General features: G+C 70.1%; 24 protein-coding genes and 1 pseudogene. 11 read left to right on the forward strand and 14 right to left on the reverse strand.

Annotation, left to right across the window (positions count from 1 at the left end; genetic code table 11):
• Positions 1–61: 61 nt before the first annotated feature.
• Positions 62–991, reverse strand: coding sequence for an alpha/beta hydrolase (locus AC1HIL_RS02670; RefSeq protein ID WP_082322028.1), 930 nt, complete (start codon positions 989–991; stop codon positions 62–64).
• An 82-nt stretch (positions 992–1,073) separates the two neighbouring features.
• Entirely contained in the window at positions 1,074–1,613 is a 540-nt protein-coding gene (locus tag AC1HIL_RS02675; RefSeq protein ID WP_057594382.1) for an Lrp/AsnC family transcriptional regulator, read from the reverse strand.
• Between the two features lie 151 nt (positions 1,614–1,764).
• On the opposite strand from AC1HIL_RS02675, the gene AC1HIL_RS02680 reads away from it, so the two are divergent.
• Positions 1,765–2,781: a 1-aminocyclopropane-1-carboxylate deaminase gene (locus tag AC1HIL_RS02680; protein ID WP_479671081.1), complete on the forward strand. Its 1,017-nt coding sequence runs from the start codon at positions 1,765–1,767 to the stop codon at positions 2,779–2,781.
• On the opposite strand, the gene pyk is transcribed toward AC1HIL_RS02680, so the two are convergent.
• The 3 genes from pyk to AC1HIL_RS02695 form a co-directional block, all read right to left on the reverse strand.
• Positions 2,782–4,230 (reverse strand): pyruvate kinase, encoded by a 1,449-nt coding sequence (gene pyk / locus AC1HIL_RS02685; RefSeq protein ID WP_057594380.1) that lies wholly within the window; start codon positions 4,228–4,230, stop codon positions 2,782–2,784.
• A 100-nt stretch (positions 4,231–4,330) separates the two neighbouring features.
• Positions 4,331–5,524 (reverse strand): phosphoglycerate kinase, encoded by a 1,194-nt coding sequence (locus AC1HIL_RS02690; protein ID WP_057594379.1) that lies wholly within the window; start codon positions 5,522–5,524, stop codon positions 4,331–4,333.
• An 89-nt stretch (positions 5,525–5,613) separates the two neighbouring features.
• Positions 5,614–6,522 (reverse strand): LysR family transcriptional regulator, encoded by a 909-nt coding sequence (locus tag AC1HIL_RS02695; protein WP_479671082.1) that lies wholly within the window; start codon positions 6,520–6,522, stop codon positions 5,614–5,616.
• A 106-nt stretch (positions 6,523–6,628) separates the two neighbouring features.
• On the opposite strand from AC1HIL_RS02695, the gene AC1HIL_RS02700 reads away from it, so the two are divergent.
• The 7 genes and pseudogenes from AC1HIL_RS02700 to AC1HIL_RS02730 all read left to right on the forward strand — a co-directional run bounded on the left by AC1HIL_RS02700 (position 6,629) and on the right by AC1HIL_RS02730 (position 13,152).
• Positions 6,629–7,174 carry a VOC family protein gene (locus AC1HIL_RS02700; RefSeq protein WP_057594377.1) on the forward strand — a complete coding sequence of 182 codons (546 nt, stop codon included), beginning with the start codon at positions 6,629–6,631 and terminating at the stop codon, positions 7,172–7,174.
• Complete coding sequence (locus AC1HIL_RS02705) at positions 7,167–8,288, forward strand: alpha/beta hydrolase family protein (protein WP_413762042.1); 1,122 nt, start codon at positions 7,167–7,169, stop codon at positions 8,286–8,288. Before AC1HIL_RS02700 ends, AC1HIL_RS02705 begins: the two co-directional genes overlap by 8 nt.
• Before the next feature lie 15 nt (positions 8,289–8,303).
• Positions 8,304–9,965 (forward strand): FAD-dependent monooxygenase, encoded by a 1,662-nt coding sequence (locus tag AC1HIL_RS02710; RefSeq protein ID WP_479671083.1) that lies wholly within the window; start codon positions 8,304–8,306, stop codon positions 9,963–9,965.
• On the forward strand, positions 9,962–10,171 hold the full coding sequence (locus tag AC1HIL_RS02715; protein ID WP_093351286.1) for a DUF2783 domain-containing protein: 210 nt from the start codon (positions 9,962–9,964) through the stop codon (positions 10,169–10,171). The genes AC1HIL_RS02710 and AC1HIL_RS02715 overlap by 4 nt, the downstream gene beginning before the upstream one ends.
• Positions 10,168–11,140 (forward strand): annotated as a pseudogene (locus AC1HIL_RS02720) (MBL fold metallo-hydrolase). Before AC1HIL_RS02715 ends, AC1HIL_RS02720 begins: the two are co-directional and overlap by 4 nt.
• A gap of 47 nt (positions 11,141–11,187) precedes the next feature.
• Positions 11,188–12,171, forward strand: a complete 984-nt coding sequence (locus AC1HIL_RS02725) for a Bug family tripartite tricarboxylate transporter substrate binding protein (protein WP_057594372.1) — start codon at positions 11,188–11,190, stop codon at positions 12,169–12,171.
• Positions 12,172–12,237: 66 nt separating this feature from the next.
• On the forward strand, positions 12,238–13,152 hold the full coding sequence (locus AC1HIL_RS02730; RefSeq protein WP_479671084.1) for an NAD(P)-dependent oxidoreductase: 915 nt from the start codon (positions 12,238–12,240) through the stop codon (positions 13,150–13,152).
• Here AC1HIL_RS02730 and AC1HIL_RS02735 read toward each other — a convergent pair.
• The 5 genes from AC1HIL_RS02735 to def are packed head-to-tail and all read right to left on the reverse strand — an operon-like array spanning position 13,136 to position 16,203.
• Positions 13,136–13,474: an AzlD domain-containing protein gene (locus AC1HIL_RS02735; RefSeq protein ID WP_057594370.1), complete on the reverse strand. Its 339-nt coding sequence runs from the start codon at positions 13,472–13,474 to the stop codon at positions 13,136–13,138. The genes AC1HIL_RS02730 and AC1HIL_RS02735 overlap by 17 nt on opposite strands.
• Positions 13,471–14,211: an AzlC family ABC transporter permease gene (locus tag AC1HIL_RS02740; RefSeq protein ID WP_057594369.1), complete on the reverse strand. Its 741-nt coding sequence runs from the start codon at positions 14,209–14,211 to the stop codon at positions 13,471–13,473. The genes AC1HIL_RS02735 and AC1HIL_RS02740 overlap by 4 nt, the downstream gene beginning before the upstream one ends.
• A 7-nt stretch (positions 14,212–14,218) precedes the next feature.
• The gene (gene fmt, locus AC1HIL_RS02745) at positions 14,219–15,178 is read right to left on the reverse strand and encodes a methionyl-tRNA formyltransferase (protein WP_398498626.1); all 960 of its coding nucleotides are present in this window, start codon (positions 15,176–15,178) and stop codon (positions 14,219–14,221) included.
• Positions 15,175–15,678: a hypothetical protein gene (locus tag AC1HIL_RS02750; RefSeq protein ID WP_057594368.1), complete on the reverse strand. Its 504-nt coding sequence runs from the start codon at positions 15,676–15,678 to the stop codon at positions 15,175–15,177. Before AC1HIL_RS02750 ends, fmt begins: the two co-directional genes overlap by 4 nt.
• A gap of 3 nt (positions 15,679–15,681) precedes the next feature.
• A complete protein-coding gene (gene def / locus AC1HIL_RS02755; RefSeq protein WP_057594367.1) occupies positions 15,682–16,203 on the reverse strand; it encodes a peptide deformylase in 522 nt (173 codons plus the stop codon).
• 160 nt (positions 16,204–16,363) lie between these two features.
• Between def and AC1HIL_RS02760 the strand changes: the two genes are divergently transcribed.
• The 3 genes from AC1HIL_RS02760 (at position 16,364) to AC1HIL_RS02770 (ending at position 19,395) form a co-directional block, all read left to right on the forward strand.
• Complete coding sequence (locus tag AC1HIL_RS02760; RefSeq protein WP_261212847.1) at positions 16,364–17,578, forward strand: LysM peptidoglycan-binding domain-containing protein; 1,215 nt, start codon at positions 16,364–16,366, stop codon at positions 17,576–17,578.
• A gap of 16 nt (positions 17,579–17,594) precedes the next feature.
• Positions 17,595–18,749 (forward strand): DNA-processing protein DprA, encoded by a 1,155-nt coding sequence (dprA, locus tag AC1HIL_RS02765; protein WP_479671085.1) that lies wholly within the window; start codon positions 17,595–17,597, stop codon positions 18,747–18,749.
• Between the two features lie 127 nt (positions 18,750–18,876).
• Positions 18,877–19,395 carry a Smg family protein gene (locus AC1HIL_RS02770; protein ID WP_057594364.1) on the forward strand — a complete coding sequence of 173 codons (519 nt, stop codon included), beginning with the start codon at positions 18,877–18,879 and terminating at the stop codon, positions 19,393–19,395.
• Between the two features lie 13 nt (positions 19,396–19,408).
• Here the strand turns inward: AC1HIL_RS02770 and AC1HIL_RS02775 are convergent, their stop codons facing one another.
• The 4 genes from AC1HIL_RS02775 to yajC form a co-directional block, all read right to left on the reverse strand.
• On the reverse strand, positions 19,409–21,784 hold the full coding sequence (locus AC1HIL_RS02775) for a DUF1631 family protein (protein ID WP_479671086.1): 2,376 nt from the start codon (positions 21,782–21,784) through the stop codon (positions 19,409–19,411).
• A gap of 165 nt (positions 21,785–21,949) precedes the next feature.
• Positions 21,950–22,903: a protein translocase subunit SecF gene (gene secF, locus AC1HIL_RS02780; RefSeq protein ID WP_057594362.1), complete on the reverse strand. Its 954-nt coding sequence runs from the start codon at positions 22,901–22,903 to the stop codon at positions 21,950–21,952.
• Between the two features lie 12 nt (positions 22,904–22,915).
• Positions 22,916–24,808 carry a protein translocase subunit SecD gene (gene secD, locus AC1HIL_RS02785; RefSeq protein ID WP_479671087.1) on the reverse strand — a complete coding sequence of 631 codons (1,893 nt, stop codon included), beginning with the start codon at positions 24,806–24,808 and terminating at the stop codon, positions 22,916–22,918.
• A 93-nt stretch (positions 24,809–24,901) separates the two neighbouring features.
• On the reverse strand, positions 24,902–25,234 hold the full coding sequence (gene yajC / locus AC1HIL_RS02790) for a preprotein translocase subunit YajC (protein ID WP_057594360.1): 333 nt from the start codon (positions 25,232–25,234) through the stop codon (positions 24,902–24,904).
• Positions 25,235–25,502: the final 268 nt, after the last annotated feature.

Raw genomic sequence — 25,502 nt, forward strand, 5'->3', positions numbered from 1 at the left:
AATACCTCGCGGGAAATAGGGTGAGAAGACGGGGAAAAGACGAGAGAAAACTGCCGCGATTCTACCGAGCGCCCTTGTGGGACGGGACTGACGGCAACCCGAGGAACTCGACGACCGGCGGCAGCACCGGCCCGCCGAGCCACTGGATGGGCTTGCCGAAGGCGCCCATCAGCGTGACGTGGCTCAGGTTGTCGAACACGCGGACCTCCACCGGCACGCCCGCGGCGCGCAGCGCGGCGGCCAGCGGCAGGGTGTTGCGCTCGGGGTAGACCAGGTTGTCCTTGGCCGCGGCCATCAGCAGCGTGCGCGGCGCGCCCGGCGTGACGTGCGCGAGCGGCTGCGAGTCGGCCGGCGTGCGGGGCCAGTCGAAGGCGACGCGGGTCTGCGGATCGCCGATGGGCAGGAAGTCGTAGGGCCCGGCCAGCCCGATCCAGCCCGCGAGCTGGCGCGGACTGGCGCCGAGCTCGCCGAGCCAGCGGCCGTCGAGCGCGACCATGGCCGCGTTGTAGCCGCCCGAGCTGTGGCCCATCACGTAGACCTGCTTCGGGTCGGCGCCGAGCTGGGCCGCGTTGTCGAGCGCCCATTTCACCGCCAGCGCGCTGTCGCGCACGAACACCGGGTAGGTGTGGCGCGGCGACAGGCCGTAGTCGGGCACCACCACCACGGCACCGCGCGCGGCCAGCGCCTCGCCGAGGAAGCGATAGCTCTCGCGGTCGCCGGTGGTCCAGGTGCCGCCGAAGAAGAACACCACCAGCGGCCGCCGGCCGCGCGCGGGCACGGTGTCGGGCAATGGCTGGTAGACGTCGAGCTGCTGGCGCGGCGCGGGCCCGTAGGCGATGTCGCCCTGGAACTGGTAGGTGTCGGTGGGCACCAGGCCGTTGAGCAGCTTGATCGGCGAGCAGGCCGCCAGCGCGGTGGCCGCGGCGACGCCCAGGGCGGTGGTCAGGGCACGGCGGCGCCGGCGGATCGACGCAAGGACGGGAAAGGTCATCGAAGGGGTACGCGCGGGATGGGGCGCCGGTTTCGCGGCGCGACGAAGCGCCGATTGCAGCGCATGGCGCGCGCGCCGCGTGTCAGAGAGGCAGCTGTGTGGTCGACAGCACCTGCTTGAGCACGACGAAGGTCCGGATCTGGCGCACGCCCGGCAGGTAGAGCAGCTGCTCGGCATGCAGCCGGTTGAAGCTGTCGTTGTCGCGCGTGCGCACCAGCATGAAGTAGTCGAACTCGCCCGTGACCACGTGGCACTCGAGGCAGCCCGAGACCTTCTGCGCGGCCTTCTCGAAGTCGGCGAAGGAGTCGGGCGTGGAGCGGTCGAGCACCACGCCGATCATCACCAGCATGCCCATGTCGAGCGCCTGCGCGTCGAGCAGCGCGACCACGCCCCTGATCAGGCCCGAGGCCTTGAGCCGCTCGACGCGGCGCAGGCAGGCCGGCGCGCTGAGGCTGACCTTGGCGGCCAGCGCGACGTTGGACATCGAGGCGTCGCGCTGCAGCGCGCGCAGGATCGCGCGGTCGGTGCGGTCGAGCGCGGCGGCGGCCGAAACGGCGGGCGTGGGGGCCTGTTGCGGCTTGGCGGAACGCGCAGGCGAGGAACGCAATTTCGTTGTGCTCATGGAGACTTTGGCGCATCAAATGGCTTCGATCCCCGCATCTTGATTCCTTTTGGTTCGCGAGGCCATCGAATTTTGCAACCCTGTTGCTCCACCTTCTTCCTACCATCGGCTCCATCGCCCTTCCCCTGTGCTTCACCCTGGAGTCTTGCCGATGAACCTGAAGAAATTCCCCCGCCACGTGCTGACCTTCGGCCCGACGCCGATCCATCCGCTCCGGCGCCTGAGCGCCCACCTCGGCGGCAAGGTCGAGCTCTATGCGAAGCGCGAGGACTGCAACAGCGGCCTCGCCTTCGGCGGCAACAAGACGCGCAAGCTCGAGTACCTGATCCCCGAGGCGCTCGAGGGCGGCTACGACACGCTGGTGTCGATCGGCGGCATCCAGTCGAACCAGACCCGGCAGGTGGCCGCGGTGGCCGCGCACCTGGGCCTGAAGTGCGTGCTGGTGCAGGAGAACTGGGTCAACTACTCCGACGCGGTGTACGACCGCGTGGGCAACATCGAGATGTCGCGCATCCTCGGCGCCGATGTGCGGCTCGACGCGGCCGGCTTCGACATCGGCATCCGCAAGAGCTGGGAGGACGCGATGGACAGCGTGCGCCAGGCCGGCGGCAAGCCGTTCCCGATTCCCGCGGGCTGCTCCGAGCATCCGCTGGGCGGGCTGGGCTTCGTGGGCTTCGCCGAGGAAGTGCGCCAGCAGGAGGCCGAGCTCGGCTTCAAGTTCGACTACATCGTGGTCTGCTCGGTCACGGGCAGCACGCAGGCCGGCATGGTGGCGGGCTTCGCGGCCGACGGTCGGGCCGACCGCGTGATCGGCATCGACGCCTCGGCCAAGCCGCAGCAGACCTTCGAGCAGATCCTGCGCATCGCGCGCAACACGGCCGAGCTGATCGAGCTGGGCCGCGAGATCACCGAGCGCGACGTGGTGCTCGACCGCCGCTTCGGCGGCCCCGAGTACGGCCTGCCGAACGAAGGCACGCTGGAGGCGATCCGCCTGAGCGCGCGCTTCGAGGGCATGCTGACCGACCCCGTGTACGAGGGCAAGTCGATGCACGGGATGATCGAGAAGGTGCGGCTCGGCGAATTCCCGGCCGGCTCGAAGGTGCTGTACGCGCACCTGGGCGGCGTACCGGCGCTCAACGCCTACAGCTTCCTGTTCCGCAACGGCTGATCAGCTCGCGCGGCAGATCTTCAGCATGTTGGTGCCGCCCGGCGCGCCCATCGGCTCGCCGCAGGTGATCGCGTAGACGTCGCCGCTCTGCACGATGCCGCGCTTCTTCAGATGCGCCTCGGCCTGCTCGAGCGCGGTGTCGCGGTCGCTTTCCGAATCCATCAGCAACGGGCGCACGTTGCGGTAGAGCGCCATCTTGCGCTGCGTGGCCAGGCGCGAGGTCAGCGCGTACATCGGGATGTGGGCGCGGTGGCGGCTCATCCACAGCGGGGTCGAGCCCGACTCGGTCAGCGCGACGATGGCCTTGGCGCCCAGGTGATGGGCGGTGAACAGCGCGCCCATGGCGATCGACTGGTCGATGCGCGCATAGGACTGGCCGCTGAAGTCGGCGTCGAGCTGCTTGTCCTCGGCGGCCTCGGCGGCCTCGCAGATGCGGCTCATCTCCTGCACGGTCTCGAGCGGGTAGCGGCCCGAGGCGGTCTCGGCCGAGAGCATCACGGCGTCGGTGCCGTCGAGCACCGCGTTCGCCACGTCGCTGACCTCGGCGCGCGTGGGCACGGGGTTGGTGATCATCGACTCCATCATCTGGGTCGCGGTGATCGCCACCTTGTCCATGTCGCGCGCCATGCGGATCATCTTCTTCTGCAGTGCCGGCACCGCGGCATTGCCGACCTCGACCGCGAGGTCGCCGCGCGCGACCATGATGCCGTCGCTGGCGCGCAGGATCTCCTCGAGCCGGGGGATCGCCTCGGCGCGCTCGATCTTCGCGATCAGCCCGGGCTTGTGGCCGTACTCGGCCGCGGCCACGTTGCACAGCTGGCGCGCCATTTCCATGTCGGTCGCGTTCTTCGGGAAGCTCACGGCCACGTAGTCGGCCTGGAAGCTCATCGCGGTCTTGATGTCCTCCATGTCCTTGGCCGTGAGCGCCGGCGCCGTGAGGCCGCCGCCCTGCTTGTTGATGCCCTTGTTGTTCGAGAGCTCGCCGCCGAGCTTGACGGTGGTGTGCACCGCCTCGCCGCGCACGGCGTCGACCACCAGCACGATCAGGCCGTCGTTGAGCAGCAGCCGGTCGCCGGCGCGCACGTCGCGCGGCAGGTCCTTGTAGTCGAGGCCCACGGCATCGATGTCGCCGGGCTCGGTGCGCGAGGCGTCGAGCACGAACTTCGCGCCCGGCTCGAGCCAGATCTTGCCCTGCGCGAACTTGCCCACGCGGATCTTCGGGCCCTGCAGGTCGGCCATGATCGCGACCTCGCGGCCGGCCTTGCGCGCCGCCTCGCGGACCATGGTGGCGCGGTCGATGTGGTCCTGCGCCGTCCCGTGGCTGAAGTTGAGCCGCACCACGCTGACCTTGTGGATGATCATCTGCTCGAGCAGTTCGGGCGTGCTCGACGCGGGGCCGAGCGTGGCGACGATCTTGGTGGCGTGGCGGGGAAGGCGGTCGGTGCTCATGGATCTATCTCCGTTTTTGTATCCGCTACTGTATACACTTTATGTGTCGCGTGGAAGACACCGCGCGAATCGATGGCATCCGCGCGAGCCTTCCGCGCTCTCAGCCCGCGGCGCGCCTGGCCAGGATCTCGAAGGCCGGCAGGGTCTTGCCCTCCAGCACCTCGAGGAAGGCGCCGCCGCCGGTCGAGATGTAGCCCACGTCCTTCTCGATGCCGTACTTGGCGATCGCCGCGAGGGTGTCGCCGCCGCCGGCGATCGAGAACGCGCTGCTCTCGGCGATCGCCTGGGCGATAGCCTTGGTGCCGCCCGCGAAGGCGTCGAACTCGAACACGCCCACCGGGCCGTTCCAGACGATGGTGCCGGCCTCGCGCAGTTGCGCGGCCAGTTGCGCGGCCGTCTTCGGGCCGATGTCGAGGATCAGGTCGTCGTCGGCCACCTCGCCGGCCGCCTTGACGGTGGCGGGCGCGTCGGCCGCGAAGGTCTTGGCCGTGACCACGTCGACCGGGATCGGCACGTCGGCGCCGCGCGCGCGCATCGATTCGATCACCGACTTCGCCTGGTCGACCAGGTCGGGCTCGGCCAGCGACTTGCCGATCTTCAGGCCGGCCGCGAGCAGGAAGGTGTTGGCGATGCCGCCGCCGACGATCAGCTGGTCGACGTTGGCCGACAGGCTCTGCAGGATGGTGAGCTTGGTGCTGACCTTGGAGCCCGCGACGATCGCCACCAGCGGCCGCTTGGGCTGGGCCAGCGCCTTGGTGATGGCGTCGATCTCGGCCGCCAGCAGCGGGCCGGCGCTCGCCACCTTGGCGAACTGCGCGATGCCGTAGGTGGTGGCCTCGGCGCGGTGCGCGGTGCCGAAGGCGTCGTTGACGTAGATGTCGGTCAGCGCGGCGAGCTTGCGCGCGAGCGCCTCGTCGTTCTTCTTCTCGCCCTTGTTGAGGCGGCAGTTCTCGAGCAGCACGACCTGGCCCGGCTTCACGTCGACGCCGTCGACCCAGTTCGCGACCAGCGGCACCTCGCGGCCCAGCAGCTCGCCCAGGCGCTTCGCGACCGGCGCCAGCGAATCCTCGGGCTTGAACTCGCCCTCGGTCGGGCGGCCCAGGTGCGAGGTGACCATCACCGCGGCACCGGCGTCGAGCGCCAGCTGGATGCAGGGCACCGAGGCGCGGATGCGGGTGTCCTCGGTGATGTTGCCGGCATCGTCCTGCGGCACGTTGAGGTCGGCACGGATGAAGACGCGCTGGCCGGCGGCTTTGCCCTGGGCACAGAGGTCGGTGAATCGAAGAACGTTCATGGTCTGGATGGGATGGATACGGGTCGCCCCGCATTGTAGGTAGGGCCTCACTGCGCGACTGCGCGTCTCGTGACGCCGGCCGATGCTTTTCAGCCCTCGCCCCGCTCGCTCGCGAAGCGCTCCAGAATCTGCACGAAGCTGGCCGCCGCGGGCGACAGCGAACGCCGCGCCGCGCCGTAGACGCAGACCTCGCGGTGGAAGTCGGGCGCCTCCAGCCGCACCATGCGCAGCCCGTGCGCCTGCACCAGCGGCGCCGAGTAGGTCGGGCACACGGTCAGCCCGAGCCCCGAGGCCACCATGCCGAGCGCGGTCGTCATGTACGACACCTCCTGGGTGCCGGGGCGCTGCATCCAGGCGCGCTCGGCGCTCGCGAGCTCGGGCAGGACGCGCTGGCGGAAGTCGCGCGTGGGCGCGATGAAGGTGTAGGGCGCGAGCTCGGCCCAGCGCGCCTTGCGCCGCCCCTCGAAGGCATGGCCGGGCGGACAGATCAGCCAGTGACGGTCGCGCAGCAGCGTGCGGCGCTCGATCAGCGCCGGGTCGACCTCGAGGTCCTGCCCCACGGCCAGCTCGACCTCGCCCGCGAGGATGCCGTCGAGCAGGTGCTCGGGCAGGGTGTCGGCCAGTCGCACCTCCACGTCGGGGTATTGCGCGCGATACACGGCGATCACGCGCGGCATCAGCGTGCAGGCCATGAGCTGCGGCGCGGCCAGCCGCAGCAGGCCCTTCTTCTTGTCGCGCAGCTCGGTCACGCCGGCCACCGCGCCCGCGAGGTCGCCGAGCAGCCGGTGCACCGAGGGCAGGAACTCGCGCCCGGCCTCCGACAGCAGCACGCGCCGCGTGTGGCGGTCGAGCAGCTGCACGCCCATCTCGCGCTCGAGCTCGCGCACCAGCACGCTGAGCGCCGACTGGGTCAGGTGCAGCTGCTGGGCCGCGGCGGTGAAGCTGCCGGTCTCGGCGACGGCGGCGAAGGCGCGCAACTGGCGCAAGGTCAGATTCATATGGCTATTTCATCAATCGATGAATTAATTTCGATTGCATCATAGGTCCGGCCATCGCCCAATACCGGCTCGGACGGCCCCGATGGCCGTCCCGGAGACAAGCCCGATGCCGACCCCATCCGCCGCGCCCCCGATCCGGGGCCTGCACCATTTCGCCTGGCGCTGCCGCGACAGCGAGGAAACCCGCCGCTTCTACGAGGACCTGCTCGGCCTGCCGCTGGTGCACGTGATCAAGAGCGACCACGTACCGAGCACCGGCGAGTACTGCCCCTACGTCCACATCTTCTTCCGGATGCGCGACGGCTCCTTCATCGCCTTCTTCGACCTCGGCGACGACATCGCCGCGCTGCCCTCGCCCAACACGCCCTCGTGGGTCAACCACATCGCGCTGCGCGTGGACGGCGTGCCCGACCTGCTGGCCGCCAAGGCCCGGCTCGAGGCCGCGGGCGTCGAGGTGCTGGGCATCACCGACCACCACATCATCGAGTCGATCTACTTCTTCGACCCCAACGGCATCCGCGTGGAACTGACCACGCCGACCGTGCCGCAGGCCGAGATGGACGCGCACGCGCTGCGCGCCCATGCCGACCTCGACGCCTGGACCGCGCGCAAGGCGCAGCTGCTGGCCGCGAAAGGCACGGCCGATGCCTGAACTGCAACTCGCCGTCATCGACGTCAAGCCGGGCGCGGCGCTCGAGAGCCAGTCGGGCCTGCAGATGCTGCGCCCGCGCATCTACGGCGCGTACCGCGCGCCCGCGGGGCCGAAGCGCATCGCGGCGATCGTGATGCATCCCACCAGCAACTTCATGGGCCACTATCTGATCGCGCCGCTGGCCGAGCGCGGCATCTGCTGCATGGGGCTCAACTCGCGTTACGTCGGCAACGACACCGTGCTGCTGATGGAGCGCGCGATCCAGGACCTGGGCGCCGGTGTGCAGTACCTGCGCGCGGCCGGCTACGAGAAGGTGTTCCTGGTCGGCAACTCGGGCGGCGCCGCGCTCGCGGCCTTCTACCAGGCGCAGGCCGAGCTGCTCACGGCCACGCACTTCCCCGACGGCGACCCCACCCACCTGCACCCCGGCGACCTGCCGCCGGTCGACGGCATCGCGCTGTGCGCCGCGCACCTGGGCCGCACGCGGCTGATGCGCGACTGGATCGATCCCTCGGTCACCGACGAGCACGACCCGCTGTCGGTGGACCCCGAACTGGACATGTACGACGCGCGCCACCGCGTGCCCTACGACGCCGACTTCCTCGCGCGCTTTTCCGCCGCGCAGCAGGCGCGGCTCGCGCGCATCGAGCAGTGGTGCCTCGACCGGCTCGCGCTGCTGCGCGGCACCGTGGGCGCGCCGCGCGACCAGACCTTCATCGTCTACCGCACCCACGCCGATCCGCGCTGCGTCGACCTCTCGCTCGATCCCAACGACCGCCTGCCCGGCAGCGTCTGGGGCGATGCGCGCCAGGTCAACTACTCGGCCAACGCGATGGGCCGCACCACCTCGCTCACGGCCTTCCTGTCGCAGTGGTCCTCGCGCTCGCAGGCCGACGGGCCCACCAACCTCGCGCGCACCACGGTGCCCAAGCTGCTGCTGACCTACACCGGCGACCAGTCGACCTTCCCGAGCACGCGCGATGCCTGGCTGGCCGCGGGCGGCGCGCGCATCCGCAACGTCGACATCGTCGGCGGCAACCACTACCTCGCGGGCCAGCCGGAACTGGTGCCGAAGGCCGCCGACGCGATCGCCGAGTTCGCGCATTCGCTCTAGTCACGCAGGCAAGCCATGGAAGAAAACTTCGCTTTCGCGCCAGCCTACGAACTGCCGAGCTGGCCCTTCGTGCCGCCGCCCGAGCTGGCCAGCGGCCAGGTGGTGCGCCACCCGCTCGTGATCGTCGGCGCCGGCCCCTCGGGCCTCACGCTGGCCTGCGACCTCGCCCAGCGCGGCGTGCGCGCCGTGCTGCTCGACGAGGACGACACCGTCGGCGTGCGCGGCGCCTCCTCGCGCGGCATCTGCTATGCGCAGAAGAGCCTGGAGATCTTCGAGCGCCTGGGCATCTTCGAGCGCATCGCGGCCAAGGGCATCACCTGGTCCTTCGGGCGCACCTTCTCGGGCGAGCAGGAGGTCTACAACTTCAACCTGCAGACGGCCAGCGTCTCGCGGCAGCCGCCCTTCATCAACCTGCAGCAGTTCTACATCGAGTGGTTCCTGGTCGAGCGCATCCTCGAGCTCGGCCTCACCGAGCTGCGCTGGAAGAGCCGCGTGACGCGCGTCGAACCGATCGCCGACGGCGTGCGCCTCGAGGTCGAAACGCCCGCGGGCCGCTACACGATCGAGGCCGACCGGCTGATCGACGCCACCGGCGCCAACAGCGCGATCCGCACCGGCCTCGGCATCGAGGCCCATGCCTCGCGCAGCACCGACCGCTGGTGCATCAGCGACGTGCGCTTTCGCAAGCCGCTGCCGACCGAGCGCTGGACCTGGGTCGACGCGCCCTTCAACGAGGGGCGCGGCGTCTGGCAGCACCTGATGGCCGACGGCGTCTGGCGCATCGACTACCAGATGCCCGAGGACTGCGACACCGCCTACATCAGCCGGCCCGAGGTGGCGGGCGCGCGGCTGCGCGAGCAGCTCGGGCCGGGCGTGGAGTTCGAGTTCGTCTGGATCGGCCCCTACGGCTACCGCGACCACCTGCTCGAGCGCTTCCGCCATGGCCGCGTGTTCTTCATCGGCGATGCCGCGCACGTGGTGAGCCCCTTCGGCGCGCGCGGCGGCAACAGCGGCATCCAGGACGCGGCCAACCTCGGCTGGAAGCTCGCGCTGGTGGCGCGGGGCCAGGCCGGCGACGCGCTGCTCGACAGCTACGACGCCGAGCGCCAGCCGGCCGCGCGCGAGAACCTTCGGGTCACGAGCCGCTCGGCGCGCTTCCTCGCGCCGCGCTCGCCGGCCGAGCACACGCTGCGCCGCGCCGTGGTCGCGCTGGCCGCGCGCTTTCCGTTCGCGCGCGCCCTGGTGAACACCGGGCGCATGTCGGTCGCCAACGACTACCCGGCCGCGCCGCAACTGCCCGCGGGCGGCCGCACGGTGCAGAACCTGCCGCTGCGCCGGGCCGACGGCCGCGACACCACGCTGATGCAGTTGCTGGCCGAGGACACGCGCTGCATCGGCCTTTGGTTCGCGCCCACGGCGGATGCGGCGTGGGCCGCGCTCGATGCGACGGCGGGACTGCCGCTGCGCCTGCTCGCGGTCGGCGGCGCCGGCCACGGCCTGCCCGCGCTGCAGCCCGACGACCGGCTCGCGGCCCACGTCGGCGCGGGCGAGCCCGGCAGCTTCGTGCTGGTGCGCCCCGATGCCTACCGCGCCCGCGTGCTCGCGCAGGCCACGCCCGAGGCCATCGCCGACGCCGTCCGCACCGCCCTGGCCCTCCCCCTCGATCCCGCGCCATGAACACCGAACTCCGCATCCCCGATCCCGACGGCTTCTATGCCGCGCTGCTGGCCGCGCACGAAGGTCGCAGCGAGGCGCAGAGCGCCGACCTCAACGCCCGCCTCGTGCTGCTGCTGGCCAACCAGTGCGCCGACCAGGCGGTGCTGCTGGCCTGCATCCGCGCGGCCGCCGAAGAAGAACATTCCACGAGCCCCCACCCCGCATGACCGCCAACGTCTCCTTCGCCTCCGCCTCCGACACCCGCGAGCAGAAGCCGCAGCTGCGCGAGCTCGCGCCCGGCGCCTTCGGCTACATCAGCGACTTCGATCCCAACTGCGGCTTCGTGGTCGGCGAGGAGCAGGTGGTGCTGATCGACACCCGCCCCACGCCGCGCATGGCGCGCGACTTCCTCGCGGCCATCCGCACGGTGACCGACAAGCCGATCCGGACCATCGTGCTGACCCACTATCACGCGGTGCGCGTGATGGGCGCGAGCGCCTTCGACGAGGTCGAGCAGATCGTCGCGAGCGCGGGCACGCTCGACTGGATCCGCACGCGCGGCCAGGCCGACTTCGATTCGGAAGTGGGCCGCTTCCCGCGCCTGTTCGCGGGCCTCGAGGAGATCCCGGGCCTGACCTGGCCGACGCTGAGCTTCCAGAACGAGATGAGCCTGTGGCTGGGCCCGCGCCCGGGCACCGGCCGCGAGCTGCGGCTGATGGCGCTGGGCCGCGGCCATTCGAGCGGCGACACCGTCGCCTGGCTGCCCGATTGCGGCCTGCTGTTCTCGGGCGACGTGGTCGAGAACCACTGCGGCGTGTACGCGGGCGACGCCTACATCGGCGACTGGGCCGGCACGCTCGACGCGGTGCGCGCGCTGCGCCCGCGCGTGCTGGTGCCGGGCCGCGGCGCGGTGCTGCAGGACGAGGCCGCCTGCGCCGAGGCGATCGACCTGACCCAGGCCTTCCTCTCGACCCTGCTCGACAGCGTGCGCCGGCATCGCCGCGGGCGAGGCGCTCAAGGGCTGCTTCGCGCGCGCCGAGGCCGCGATGAAGCCGCGCTTCGGCCAGTGGCCGGTGTTCCAGCACGTGCTGCCCTTCGACGTCTCGCGCGCCTACGACGAGTTGCGCGGCATCGAGCACCCGGTGGTGTGGACCGCCGAGCGCGACCGCGAACTCTGGCAGACGCTGCACGCGTAGGCCGCCACGATTTCCCCTGAAGAAAAAACCACCCCGGAGACAAACCGATGAAGCGCTTCCTGCCCCTGATCGCCCCCGTGCTCGCCGCCTTCGCGCTGGCCGGCGCCAGCCTCGCGTCGGCCCAGAGCGGCCCCTATCCGAACCAGCCGATCAAGTGGCTGGTGCCCTATGCCGCGGGCGGCGGCACCGACAACATCGCGCGCCAGCTCGCCGACGCGATGCAGCCCTCGCTGGGCCAGCCGGTGGTGATCGACAACCGCCCCGGCGCCTCGACCAACATCGCGGTCGGCCTGCTGATGCAGTCGAAGCCCGACGGCTACACGATCATGCAGGCCGAGAACGCGGCGCTGCTGTTCAACGAGCACATGTTCGCCAAGCTGCCCTACAAGCCCGCGAGCGACTTCACCTACATCGGCGCCATCGGCCGCATTCCGCTGGCGCTGGTGGTGCGGCCCGACTTCCAGGCCAGGACCCTCAAGGACTTCGTCGCCTACGTGAAGGCCAACGGCGACAAGACCAACTACGCCTCGCCGGGCATCGGCACGCCGCACCACATGGCGATGGAGCTGTTCAAGCAGAAGGCCGGCCTGTCGATCACGCACGTGGCCTACAAGGGCGGCGCGCCGGCGCTGCAGGACATCATGGGCGGCCAGGTGCCGATGATGATGCTCGACCTCACGGCCGCGCTGCCCTATCTCAAGACCGGCAAGCTGCGCGCGCTGGCGATCGCGCTGCCGCAGCGCGCCAAGGGCCTGCCCGAGGTGCCGACCTTCGCCGAGCTCGGCTATCCGGAAGTCAACGCCTTCGCCTTCCACGGCCTGATCGGCCCGGCCGGCATGCCGCCCGAGGTGGTGAACCGGCTCAACGCCGAGCTGCACAAGGCGCTGCAGACGCCGCGCATCCAGCAGGTGTTCAGCGAGTTCGGCTTCGAGGCGCTGCCGGGCACGCCGAAGGAGTTCCAGGAGATGGCGCGTTCGCAGAGCGCGTACTGGGGCCAGGTCATCAAGACCTCGGGCGTGCAGCTCGACTGAACACGCTCTTCATCCGACTGCTTTTTTCTCTCATTCATGTCCAACGAACCATCCCCAGCTTCGACCGTGCGCGATCGCGTCGGCTTCATCGGCCTCGGCGTCATGGGCGCGCCCATGGCCGGCCACCTGGCGCGCGCCGGCCACGCGGTCTCGGTCTACGACCTCGCGCCCGGCGCGGCGCAGCGGCTCGCCGAGTCGCAGCCCGGCATCACGGCACGCGCCAGCCTGCGCGAGGTGGCGGCGCACAGCGACGTCATCGTGACCATGCTGCCCAACGGCCGCGTGGTGCGCGAGGTGGTGTTCGCCGACGACGGCCTGCTCGCGGGCTGGGCGCGCGGCGGCCTGCTGCTCGACACCTCCTCGGCCGAACCGTGGATCACGCGCGAGACCGCCGCGCGGCTGGCCGAACACGGCATCGCGATGGTCGACGCACCGGTCTCGGGCGCGGCCTGGGGCGCGCAGGCGGCCGAGCTGGTGTTCATGGTCGGCGGCGCACAAGCCGACGTGGCGCGCGCGCGCCCGCTGCTCGACGCGATGGGCCGCGCGGTGTTCCACCTGGGCGCGCTCGGCGCCGGCCACACCATGAAGTGCCTCAACAACCTGATCACCGCCGTGACGCTCACGGCCACGGCCGAAGGGCTGGCGATCGGCACCCGCGCCGGGCTCGATCCGGCCGTGATGACCGACGTGCTCAACGAGGCCACCGGCGGCTCGTGGATCACGCGCACGCACATCCACCAGCGCGTGATCAGCCGCAGCTTCGACGATCCGTTCAAGCTCGAGCTGATGCTCAAGGACATGGGCATCGCGGTCGACCTGGCGCGCGAACTCGGCATGCCGGCGCCGATCAGCGAGGAGGGCCGCCGGCTGTGGCAGCAGGCCGATGCCGCGCGCGGACCCGGCGTGAGCGTGAGCGAGCTGGTGCGCTGGGTCGAGACCGAGGCCGGCACCGAGATCCGCTCGGCTACCAGCCCCAGATGAGGTGCAGCGGCAGGTACACCGCCATGCCGGCCAGCATGGTGCCGAGCACGCCGCGGCGCCAGTAGTAGTAGGCCGCGCCGACCACGGTGGCGTAGATGCGCGCGTCGTGCAGCGAGGTGATCAGGTGGCCCTGCGTCATCACGATCTCGGGCGCGATCACGCCGGCCAGCGCGGCGGCCGGCGCGTAGTGCAGCGCGCGGTGCGCCCACTCGGGCAGGCCCCAGGGCCGGTCGAGGATGAAGAAGAAGCAGCGCGTGAGCACGGTAACGCCGGCCAGGCCGACGATCACGGCGAGCGTCCAGAGGTCGGTCTCGCCCTTCACTTGTCGTCCTCCGCGGCGGGGTCGAGGCCGAACTGCTTCTCGAGCCAGAAGCACAGCAGCACCGCCACGCCGATGGCGGCCACGATGTTGAGCTTGAGCGGCAGCGCATAGGCCGCCACCGCCGTGGCGCCCGCGATCAGCGCCGCGAGGATGCGCAGCCGCGTCGTGGCCATCGAGCAGACGATCGCCACCAGGCTCAGCACGCCCGCGAAGCCCAGGCCCCAGCTCTGCGGGATCAGGTTGGCCAGCGCGATGCCCAGCAGGCTCATGCCCATCCAGGCGCACCAGGTCACGGCGTAGTTGCCCGTGAGGTAGGCCTCCTGCGCGAGCCGTTCCTCGTCGGTGACCGGTGGCGCCGGGTACTGCTTCGTGAACAGCGCATAGCTCATGTCGGCCGTGAGGTAGCCGTGCAGCATGCGGCGCCAGCGAGGCATGTGCATCAGGTAGGGCCGCAGGTGCAGGCTGAAGACCACGAAGCGCAGGTTGACGCAGAAGCCGGTCGCCAGGATCACCCAGGCCGGCGCGCCCGCGAACAGCAGCGGAATGGCCGCGAGCTGCGAGCTGCCCGCGTAGACCAGCAGCGTCATCGCCACGGCCTCGAGCACGCTCATGTTCGACTTGACCATGGCCACGCCGGTCATCAGGCCCCAGGCGCCGATGCCCAGCGCCACGGGGGTCATGTCGCGCACGCCCACGCGGAACTGCGGGCGGCGCCGGATGGCGGCCGACAGGAACATCAGGCGCTCACCCGAACACCTGGCCGGTCTTCAGGTCGAAGCCACGCAGGAAGTCGGCGACGCCCAGGCGCTTGCCGCCCGGTCGCTGGAGCTCGGTGACGGTCACGACCGCATCGGCGGCCGCCACCGCGATGCCGTCGCCGGTCACCGCGAGGATGGTGCCGGGCGCGTCCGAGACCGTGCCGGCCACGGCATGCGCGGCCCAGAGCTTGATGGTCTCGTTCTCGAGCGGGCTGTTGGCGCCCGGGAAGGGATCGAAGGCGCGGATGCGGCGCACGATCTCGGCGGCGGGCCGCTGCCAGTCGATCAGCGCTTCCTGCTTCTCGACCTTGTTGGCGTAGGTCACGCCCTCGGCCGGCTGCGGCGTGCGCACCAGCCGGCCTTCGGCGGCGCCGGCCAGCGCCTCGACGATCATGCGGCCGCCGAGCGCGGCCAGCCGGTCGTGCAGGCGGGCGGTGTTGTCCTCGCCGATCTCGAGCGCCTCGACCGACAGCATGTCGCCGGTGTCGAGGCCGGCATCCATCTGCATGATCGTGATGCCGGTGCGCGCGTCGCCGGCCTCGATGGCGCGGTGGATCGGCGCGGCGCCGCGCCAGCGCGGCAGCAGGCTGGCGTGGATGTTGAGGCAGCCCAGGCGCGGCAGGTCGAGCACCCACTGCGGCAGGATCAGGCCGTAGGCCGCGACCACCATCACGTCGGCGCGCGCCGCCAGCAGGGCCTCGCGCGCGGCGGCGGCCTCGTCGGGGTACTTGCCGTCCAGCCGCAGGCTGCGCGGCTGCGCCACGGGCCAGCCCCTGGCCAGCGCGCATTGCTTGACCGGCGAGGCCTGCAGCTTCATGCCGCGGCCGGCCGGGCGGTCGGGCTGGGTCAGCACCAGCGCCACGTCATGGCCGGCGGCCGCGATGGCCTCCAGCGCGACGCGCGCGAACTCGGGCGTGCCCGCGAAAACGACGCGCAGCGGGCTCACCAGCGCAGCCGATCGAAGTCGAGGTCGTCGCCCGTGTGATAGCGCCGCACCACGCCGGCGGGATCGATGTAGATATGGAGCAGGCGGCGCTCGTTCACCGCCTTGTAGCGCCAGGTCCAGACATTGCCGTCGAAGGAGGTCACGCGGCGGATCTCGTAGGGGCGGCCGTAGAAGGCCATGACATCGTTCTGGCGCCACTTGTCGACCTGGATGTCATGGTCGAAGCGGCGCTCGTCGAGCACCTGGGTCACCGAGACCACCTTGCCGCTGGCGTCGACGTCGATGTCGGTGACCTCGAAGCCGGCCGGCGTGCGCGAGTACTGCAGCCGCTCGCCGCCGCCGTTCAGCGGATAGCGGCCCGTGGGCTCGCCCAGGCGCTGCAGGGTTTCGGCGGCCGAGGTGCCGGGGACGATGCGGGTGGGTTCGCTGGCGCAGCCGGCGAGCGCCAGCAGGACGGCGGCGCAGAGGAGGGGCAGGCGGCTCGAGGCACCGAAGCGCATCGCTCAGGCCCTGCCTTCGCGCAGGTCCTCGCGCTGTTGCTTGAGCAGCTTGCTCTTGATGCGGTTGCGCTTGAGCGGCGACAGGTATTCGACGAAGACCTTGCCCAGCAGGTGGTCGAGCTCGTGCTGGATGCACACGGCCAGCAGGCCCTCGGCCTCGAGGCTGCGCAGCTCGCCGTCGAGGTCGAGCGCCTGCACCTTGACCGAGGTCGAGCGCTCGACGCCGTCGTAGATGCCGGGCACCGAGAGGCAGCCTTCCTCGTTGACGACCTTCTCGTCGCTGGCCCAGGTGATCTCGGGATTGATCAGCACCAGCGGCTGGTCGCGCTCTTCCGACACGTCGATGACCACGACCCGCTCATGCACGTTGACCTGGGTCGCGGCCAGTCCGATACCGTTGGCGTCGTACATGGTCTCGAGCATGTCGGCCACCAGGGCCTTGATGCGCGCGTCCACGCCCTGCACGGGCTTGGCGACCGTGTGCAGGCGCTTGTCCGGGTAACTCAGAATGATTCGTTTGGCCATGAAATCGGGGGGAAGTTGTGGCTATTTTCGCCAATTCGGCGGCCCCAGGCCGCGCGTTTGCCGGATAAACGTTGCCCTTCCGGGGGCTTGGCGCCAGAATTCGTAGCAAATTGTGAGATTCGTATGCGCCGCGATACGTCGCGCGCTCACCCATCCAGACATGAAAAAGCTCCCAATCCCGGCTCGCCGCCCGAACCTCTCCGCCTCCCTGGCAGCCCTCGCGGTCGTTGCGGCGGGTGGCGTCGGCACCACGGCCTGGGCGCAGAATTATCCGATCACCGCGCAGCAGCGCGCCACGGCCCAGCAGACCGCGCAGGCCGGCGTGCCGCTCAGCGAGCTGGCGCCCAACGCGCCCGACGAATACACGGTCAAGCCCGGCGACACGCTCTGGGCCATCTCGCGCCTGTACCTGCTGCGCCCCTGGCGCTGGCCCGAGCTCTGGGGCATGAACCTCAACGAGATCGCGAACCCGCACCGCATCTACCCGGGCCAGGTGCTCTACCTCGACAAGAGCGGCGGCCGCGCCCGCCTCACCACCCGCCGCGGCGTCGGCGGCGAGGGCGGCACCATCAAGCTCACGCCGCGCACGCGCTTCGACTCGCTGGCCGGCATGGCGCTGCCCACGCTCAACCCGAGCCTGATCGAACCCTTCCTCAGCGAGCCGATCGTGGTCGACGAGAACACGCTGCAGGCCGCGCCGCGCATCGTGGCCGGCAACGACAGCCGCGTGCTGCTGTCGCGCGGCGACCGCGCCTATGCGCGCGGCGAGAAGGATTCGCCGCTGCTCGAGGTGCCGGGCCCGATCCAGCATTTCCGCGTGTTCCGCAGCGCCACGCCGCTCAAGGACCCCGGCACCGGCGAGATCCTCGGCTACGAGGCCCAGTACCTGGGCAAGGTCCAGCTGCAGCGCGGCGAGTCGACCACGGTCGAGACCAAGGACGAGAAGGACTACATCACGGTCGTGCCCGCCACCGTCGACGTGATCGCGGCGCGCGAGGAGATCCGCGCCGGCGACCGCCTGCTGCCCGAGCCGCCGCGCCAGCTGCTGAGCTACGCGCCGCGCGCGCCGTCCACGCAGGTCGAGGGCCGCATCGTCTCGGTCTACGGCAACGCGGTGCAGTTCGCGGCGCAGAACCAGGTGGTGGCCATCAACAAGGGCACGCGCGACGGCATCGACAGCGGCCATGTGCTGGCGATCCTCAAGAACGGCGAGACCATCCTCGACCGCACGGGCGACAGGAAGGAAACCATCAAGCTGCCGAACGAACGCATCGGCCTGCTGATGGTGTTCCGTCCCTTCGAGAAGGTCTCGTACGCGCTGGTGCTCGAAATCAACGACACCCCGCGCGCCGGCGACTTCATCGTCAACCCCTGACCCACCCGGTTCCCGCGTGGACCGCGCAGAACTCGCGGGCTGGCTGCGGCTGTCGCTGACGCCGGGCATCGGCGACGGCGCCGCGCGCCGCCTGCTGGCCGCCTTCGGCCTGCCGGCCGATGTCTTCGCCCAGAGCGAGACCGCGCTGCGGCAGGTCGTGAGCGAAGCCCAGGCCGCGGCGCTGCGGCAGATGCCGGCCAACCTGCAGGCGCTGATCGACCAGACCCAGCAGTGGCTGCGCCAGCGCGACGACGGCGCCGACACGGTGGTGCGCCGCATCGTCACGCTCGGCGACCCCGGCTATCCGCGCTCGCTGCTCGAGACCGCCGACCCGCCGCTGATGCTGCACGTTCTGGGCGCCGAAGCCTTCGACCTGACCCAGCTTGGCCACAGCCTCGCCGTGGTCGGCAGCCGCAACCCGACGCCGCAGGGCGCCTCGAACGCGCGCGCCTTCGGCCGCGCGCTCGGCGAAGCCGGCCTGCCCGTGATCTCGGGCCTGGCGCTCGGCGTGGACGGCGCCGCGCACCAGGGCGCGCTCGACGCGGCCGATGCCGCGGGCACCGGGCCGCGGCTCGCCACGGTGGCGGTGGTCGGCACCGGGCTCGACCGCGTCTATCCGGCACGGCACCGCGAGCTCGCGCAACGCATCACGCAGCAGGGCCTGATCGTGAGCGAGTTCCTGCTCGGCACGCCGCCGCTCACGCAGAACTTTCCGAAGCGCAACCGGCTGATCGCGGGACTCGCGCGCGGCACGCTGGTGGTCGAGGCGGCACTGGCCTCGGGCTCGCTGATCACGGCGCGGCTCACCTCCGAGCAGGGCAAGGAGGTGTTCGCGATCCCCGGCTCGATCCACTCGCCGCAGTCGCGCGGCTGCCACGCGCTGATCCGCCAGGGCGCGAAGCTGGTCGAGTCGGTGGCCGACATCCTCGAGGAATTGCAGCCGCTCGCGCAGCAGCCATCGCCGGACGCCTTCAGGCCGTGGAGCGGCGGCACGGACCACGGGGATCCGTTGCTCGAGGCACTGGGCTTCGATCCGGTGAGCCTCGATGCACTGGGCGCGCGCACAGGCTGGAGTGCCGCGGCGCTGCAGGCCCGCATGCTCGAGCTCGAACTCGACGGCCGCGTGGCACGCCTGCCGGGCGGATTGTTCCAGCGCATGGGCGCGGCCTGAGCGCACGAACGCGCACCACCCGCCACCGTCGCGCACGGCCTCGCGGGCGGCCATCGGTATTTACGCCGATCCTTGCATTTGCACCACGCGTCGCGTCGTGTCCATGATCGTGGGCTATATTGGGCCCATGTTCGAAGTGCTCGTGTTCGTCTACGAAAACTACTGGCGCAGCGATGCCTGCCCTGAACCCGAGCAATTGAGCCGCAAGCTCAGCGCCCACGGCTTCGAGGCCGAGGAGATACGCGATGCCTTGCAATGGCTCGATGGCCTGAGCCTCGCCACGCAAGGCGTGCAGCTCAAGCGCAACGACGAGGAGGGCCGCAGCGTCACGGTCGCGTTGCGCAGCAGCGCCGAGGCCACGCGGCCGCAGTCGCCCGATTCGATGCGCGTGTATTCGCAGGCCGAGCAGGACCACCTGGGCGCCGAGTGCCTGGGCTTCATCCAGTTCCTCGAAGGCTCGAACGTGCTGCCCTGCGACATGCGCGAGATCGTGGTCGAGCGCGCGATGGCCGCGCCGGGCGCGCCGGTGGCGCTCGACGAGCTCAAGATCATCGTGCTGATGGTGCACTGGAGCACCGGCATCGAGCCCGATGCGCTGGTGCTCGACGAGCTCTGCGAGAGCCACGAAGGCCGGCTCGCGCACTGAGCCCTGCGGCGCCTCAGTTCAACAGGCGCTCGGGATTCGCGTCGAGCTTCGCGAGCGCCTCGCGCGTGGCGCGCACCGTCAGCGTTTCTTCCTCGGCCGGCGTCAGCAGCCCGGCCTGCAGGTAGGACGCGAGCCGCCCGGCCTGGATCAGGAAGCTGCGCCCGTCGGCCGAGGCGAACAGGTGCAACTGCTTGCGGTCGCTGCGCCAGACGAACTGGACCTGGCTCACGCGGTCGTTGTGGTCGAGCATGAACCAGGTGCCCACCTGCAGCTCGTTGGCCCAGGCCAGCATGTCCTCGCTCGCCCGCGCGCCCGCCGTGTCGGCCACGACCTCGATCGCGCTCGCGTCCACGCCGAGCAGCAGCTCGATGTTGGTGGCGTCGAGCGGCAGGTCGGCATCGCCGCCGCTGTCGCTCACGAAGTCCTCGAGGTGCGCGAGCCGCTCGGCCATGGCCTCGATCTTGGCCTGCGGGATGGCCTCGGTCTTGAGCATGAAGGCATCGGACAGCGTGGCGCCGATGGTCTTGATGTAGGCCTCCTGCGGCTCGTCGACGATGCCCAGCAGCGCCATGCCCTGGCGCAGCCGCTGCAGCAGCTGCGGCAGGTCCTGGATCACGCGCGCGCGGTCGGTACGGCTGGGCTTGGCGCTCGCGGCCCACACCAGTTCGGAGGCGGCGCGCTTGAGCGTCACGGTCTGCTCGTCCTGGCCGCCATAGCGCAACGCGGCGATCGCCAGCACCTCGGCCCAGACCTTGAACAGGAACTCGCGGATCTCGTCGCGCACCGGCATGTCGTTGAGCATCTTGCGCAACTCGATGGTGTACTGGATCGCCATCGTCTCCTTCTGCTCGACCTGCTGCGCCACGCTCATCACGCGCTGCGCGGTGTCGCTCTGCGTGAGGTAGCGGTTGAGGAAGGCGACGAATTCGTCGAACACCAGCTTGAAGACGCGCTGCCCGGTCTCGGGGTACTGCTCGATCACCTGCACCACGCGCTTGATCTCGTTCTCGAGCGCGCTGCCCGAGATCGCGGCCGCGTCGAAGCCCATCACGCACGAGCCCATGCGGTCGATCAGCATGCGCGCGGGATGCTGCAGCGTGCCGAAGAACTCGGGCTCGGCGATGGCCACGCGCAGCACCGGCATCTGCAGCCGCGCGAACCACACGCGCGCCGAGAACGGAATGCGCTCCTCGGCCAGGATGGCCTGGAACATCAGCGCGACGATCTCGACCGTGGCCTTGTCGGCGGTGGTCGGCGCGCGCTTCTTGAGTTCGGTGCTGCGACGGCGCAGGTCGACCGCGCTCTGCTGGATCAGCGTGGCCTGCTCGCCCGGGGCATCCAGGTACTGGGTGGCGGCCGCGCGGTAGGCGGCCTCGGCGTCGGCGATGGCGCCCGCGAAGGTGCGCGAGAAGGGCCGCGGCGCGCCGAAGTCGGCGCCGCCGGCAGTGCCGCGGCCGTCGATACCGATCGACGAGGCCGGCTGCGTGCTGTTGCCGGTGTCGCCGCCGATGCGGCCGGTGACGAAGCGCTTGAGGTTCAGCAGCGCGGTCTGGGCGCGCTGGCGAGCCGTGGCGAGCGGCGAGCCGCCGGAGGGCACGCCGCCGCCGCGCTGGAACGTGCCGGGCACGGAGGCCGTCGACGACATCGCGCCGCCCGGCGTCACGGGGCCGCCGGCTTGCCAAACGCCCGCTGCGCCCGCTGTGCCCGGAGCACCCGGGCCGGTCGCACCACCCGTGCGCCGCACGAAGCTCTTGAGGTCGATCTCGGGCATCACGCCGTTGGCGACCAGGTGGGCGTTGGCGTCTTCATAAGCCTTGGCGACCACGTCGACCAGCTGCGCCTGTACCGTCTCCTGCACGCGGGCCCAGAGCTGGCGGCTCAGGCCGGCGGCCAGCCATTGCTCGACCAGCAGCTTGGCCAGGGTCTCGGGCTTGAGCACGTCCTTGCCGTCGAGCTCGCTCGTGCCCTCGAGGTGCTGGATGCGCAGCCGCAGGTCGCTGAGCTCGAAGCTCGCGCGGTCGTGGATCACCTGCGCGAGGCGCGAGGAGAGGATGTTGCTTTCCACCACCTCGTCGCCGATCAGCTCGAGCCGCAGCATCTGCGTGTGCGAGGTCGAGCTGTGGAAGCCGCTGGGGCCGCTCTCGCCGAGCGCCTTGCGCCAGCCGGTCTGCGCGAGCGACACCCATTGCGAGGCATTGCCCTGGAACGCCACGAAATCGTCGCGGTGCTCCTGCATGGCGCGCGCGCTGCCGACTTCGGAAGCCAGCTGGGTCAGGCGGTCGCGGACGGCGCGGGCCAGCGGAACGATGGCGCCTTCCGTCGCCAGCACGAAACGCTCACGCGTCTCGCGAGCGAGCTGCAGGGACGAGGCTGATCGCGCAATGCTCATTGAGGAAGATCAGGGGGCAGGTACCGGTTTCACCCGACAGACGCGAGCTTGCATCGGGAAGCGCATCCGCACAAGGGTGCGCGCCCGGTCGCGTTGCATGGGCGCCTCGCGGCGAAGGACGGGCCCGACTTTACCTTGCCCAGCGCACGCCGCAGGGGCGCCGCTTCAGACCACCGCGCCGGCGTTCGGATCGTCCGGATCGCCTTCGCGCTTGATCGGGCCCTTGATCAGGTCCTCGCGCTTGATGCCGAGCCACATCGCAATGGCGGCCGCTACGAAGCACGACGAATAGATGCCGAAGCAGATGCCGATGGTGAGCGCCAGCGCGAAGTAGTGCAGCGTCGGGCCGCCGAAGAAGAACATCGACAGCACCACGAGCTGCGTGGAGCCGTGGGTGATGATGGTCCGGCTGATGGTCGAGGTGATCGCGTTGTCGATGATCTCGGTGGTCGTCATCTTCCGGTAGCGCCGGAAGTTCTCGCGGATCCGGTCGAAGATCACGACCGATTCGTTCACCGAGTAGCCCAGCACCGCCAGCACCGCCGCCAGCACGGCGAGCGAGAACTCCCACTGGAAGAAGGCGAAGAAGCCCAGGATGATCACCACGTCGTGCAGGTTGGCCAGCACGGTGGCGAGCGCGAACTTCCATTCGAAGCGGAACGCCAGGTAGATCATGATCCCGACCACCACCATGCCCAGCGCCTTCAGGCCGTTGGTGGTGAGCTCCTCGCCCACCTGCGGGCCGACGAACTCGATGCCGCGCTGCGTGGCGGAAGGGTCGATCGCCTTGAGCGCGGCCATCACCGGCACGCTCTGCTGCTCGGCGCTCATGCCCTGGCGCGCCGGCAGGCGGATCTGCACGTCGCGCGAGCTGCCGTAGTTCTGCACCAGCACTTCCTGGTAGCCGAGCTTGCTCACGGCGTCGCGGATCTTGCCGACGTCGGCGGGCTGCGAATAGGCCACCTCCATCACGGTGCCGCCGGTGAACTCGACCGACAGGTGCAGGCCGCGGTGCATCAGGAAGAACACCGCCAGCGCGAAGGTCGCGAAGGAGATGATGTTCAGCACCAGGGCATGGCGCATGAACGGAATGGTGCGGTGGATGCGGAAGAACTCCATGGCCTTCTTTCCTTACTTGGCTTGGGCCACGGACGTGCCGTCGGCGGTATCGGTCTTGGGGCGCCAGACGGTGCCGATCGACACGCTCTTGAGCTTCTTCTTGCCGCCGTACCAGAAGTTCACGATGCCGCGCGAGAAGAACACGGCCGAGAACATCGAGGTCACGATGCCCAGGCAGTGCACCACCGCGAAGCCGCGCACCGGACCCGAGCCGAAGGCCAGCAGCGCGATACCCGCGATCAGCGTGGTCACGTTGGAGTCGAGGATGGTGCCCCAGGCGCGGTCGTAGCCGGCGTGGATGGCCGCCTGCGGCGAGGCGCCGTTGCGCAGCTCCTCGCGCACGCGTTCGTTGATCAGCACGTTGGAGTCGATCGCCACGCCGATCGCGAGCGCCATGGCCGCGATGCCGGGCAGCGTGAGCGTGGCCTGGATCATCGACAGCAGCGCCACCAGCAGCAGCAGGTTGACCGCCAGCGCGATCGACGAGAACAGGCCGAACAGCGCGTAGTACACGCACATGAAGACCATGATCGCCAGGAAGCCGTACATCACGGACTTGATGCCCTTGTCGATGTTGTCGGCGCCCAGCGTCGGGCCGATGGTGCGTTCCTGGATGATTTCCATCGGCGCGGCCAGCGAGCCGGCGCGCAGCAGCAGCGCGAGGTCGTTGGCCTCGGTCACGCTCATCGAGCCCGAGACCTGGAAGCGGTTGCCCAGCTCGCCGTTGATCGAGGGAGCCGTGAGCACTTCGCCCTTGCCCTTCTCGAAGATCATCATCGCCATGCGCTTCTTGTAGTTCTCGCGGCTGACGTCGCGCATGATGTTGCCGCCCTTGGCGTCCATCGTCAGGTCGACCTTGGGCTGGTTGCTCTGCTGGTCGAAGCCGGGCTGCGCGTCGGTGAGGTTCTCGCCGGTGACCAGCACCTGCTTCTTGACGATCACCGGGCGGCCCGCGCGGTCGAAGAACTTCTCGGAGCCGAAGGGCACCGGCCCGCCGCTGAGCTCGGCCGCGCGGCCTTCGGACGATTCGTCGACCAGGCGCATCTCGAGGGTGGCGGTGCGGCCGAGGATTTCCTTGGCCTTGGCCGTGTCCTGCACGCCCGGCAGCTGCACGACGATGCGGTCGATGCCCTGCTGCTGGATCACGGGTTCGGCCACGCCGAGTTCGTTGATCCGGTTGTGCAGCGTGGTGATGTTCTGCTTGAGCGCGGCGTCCTGCAGGCGGCGCGCGGCCTCGGGCTTGATGGTGGCGACGAGGCGCCAGTTGCTGCCGTCCGGACCGTCGGTGGTCGTGAGGTCGGGGAACTGGTCCTGGATCAGCTGCTTGGCCTTTTCCAGCGCCGCGGCGTCGCGGAAGGTCACCTCGACGGCCTGGCCGTTGCGGCTCACCTGGGTGCCGCGGATGTCCTTCGAGCGGAAGTTGGTGCGCAGGTCGCTCGCGAAGGACTCGGCCTTCTTGTCGATGGCGCCCTTCATGTCGACCTGCAGCAGGAAGTCGACGCCGCCGCGCAGGTCGAGCCCCAGGTACATCGGGAAGGCATGCAGCGCGGTGAGCCACTTGGGCGAGCGCGACACCAGGTTCAACGCCACCGTGTACGGCGGGTCGTTCGTGTCGGGCACCAGCGCGTGCTGGATCAGGTCGCGCGCCTTGAGCTGCTCGTCGGGGCTGGCGAAGCGCGCGCGCAGCGAACCGCCGTCGAGCGTGATCAGATCGGGCACGAGGTTGCCCGCCTTCAGGGCCTCCTCGACGCGGGTCTGGGTGGCGGCGTCGACCTTGACGGTCGACTTGGCCGACGAGACCTGCACCGCAGGCGCCTCGCCGAAGAAATTGGGCAGGGCATAGATCAGCCCCACGAGCAGCACGATCACGATGATCGCGTACTTCCAGACCGGGTAACGGTTCATGAGATCGCGCTTTTCAGAGACGGCAGGAACGGGACACGGCGTGACTTGAGGTCCGGGGCGACGAAGCGCAAGACCGGGCCACGCTTTTCTTTCTTATTTGACGGCGCCCTTGGGCAGCACCTGCACCACCGAGCTGCGCTGCACCTTGATCTCGACGCCGTTGGCGATCTCGAGGCCCAGGTACTGGTCGCCGACCGAGGTGATCTTGCCGAGCACGCCGCCGGCGGTGGCGACTTCGTCGCCCTTGACCAGCGCCTCGATCATGGCGCGGGCTTCCTTCTGGCGCTTCATCTGCGGGCGGATCATGACGAAATACAGCACCACGAACATGAGCACCAGGGGGAGCATGCTGCCCAGCGAGGACATCATGTCGCCGCCTCCGGCAGCGGGAGCGGCGGTCTGGGCGAAAGCAGTAGAAATGAACAAGGAAGTCTCCAACAGAGGGAAGAGGTAAGGGCGCCGGCGCGAGCCGCGCTCGGGGTCTGGCGACACCAGGGCCTTCAACGGGCCAGGGGTCCACGGGCACGGGCCGCAAATCGAAGCTCGGCGGACGGGGGCCGCGCACAGCACCGGGCATTGTATTCGTGGCGAAGCGCCGCCCCGCGCGCTTATCCGGCGCGAGGCGGTGGGCATTCGAAGTGGGGGAGGCGCTCCTGGATTGCTATGTTTTGGATAGCATCGATCCTAAGCGGTG

The organism is Variovorax sp. ISS6, assembly GCF_056523145.1.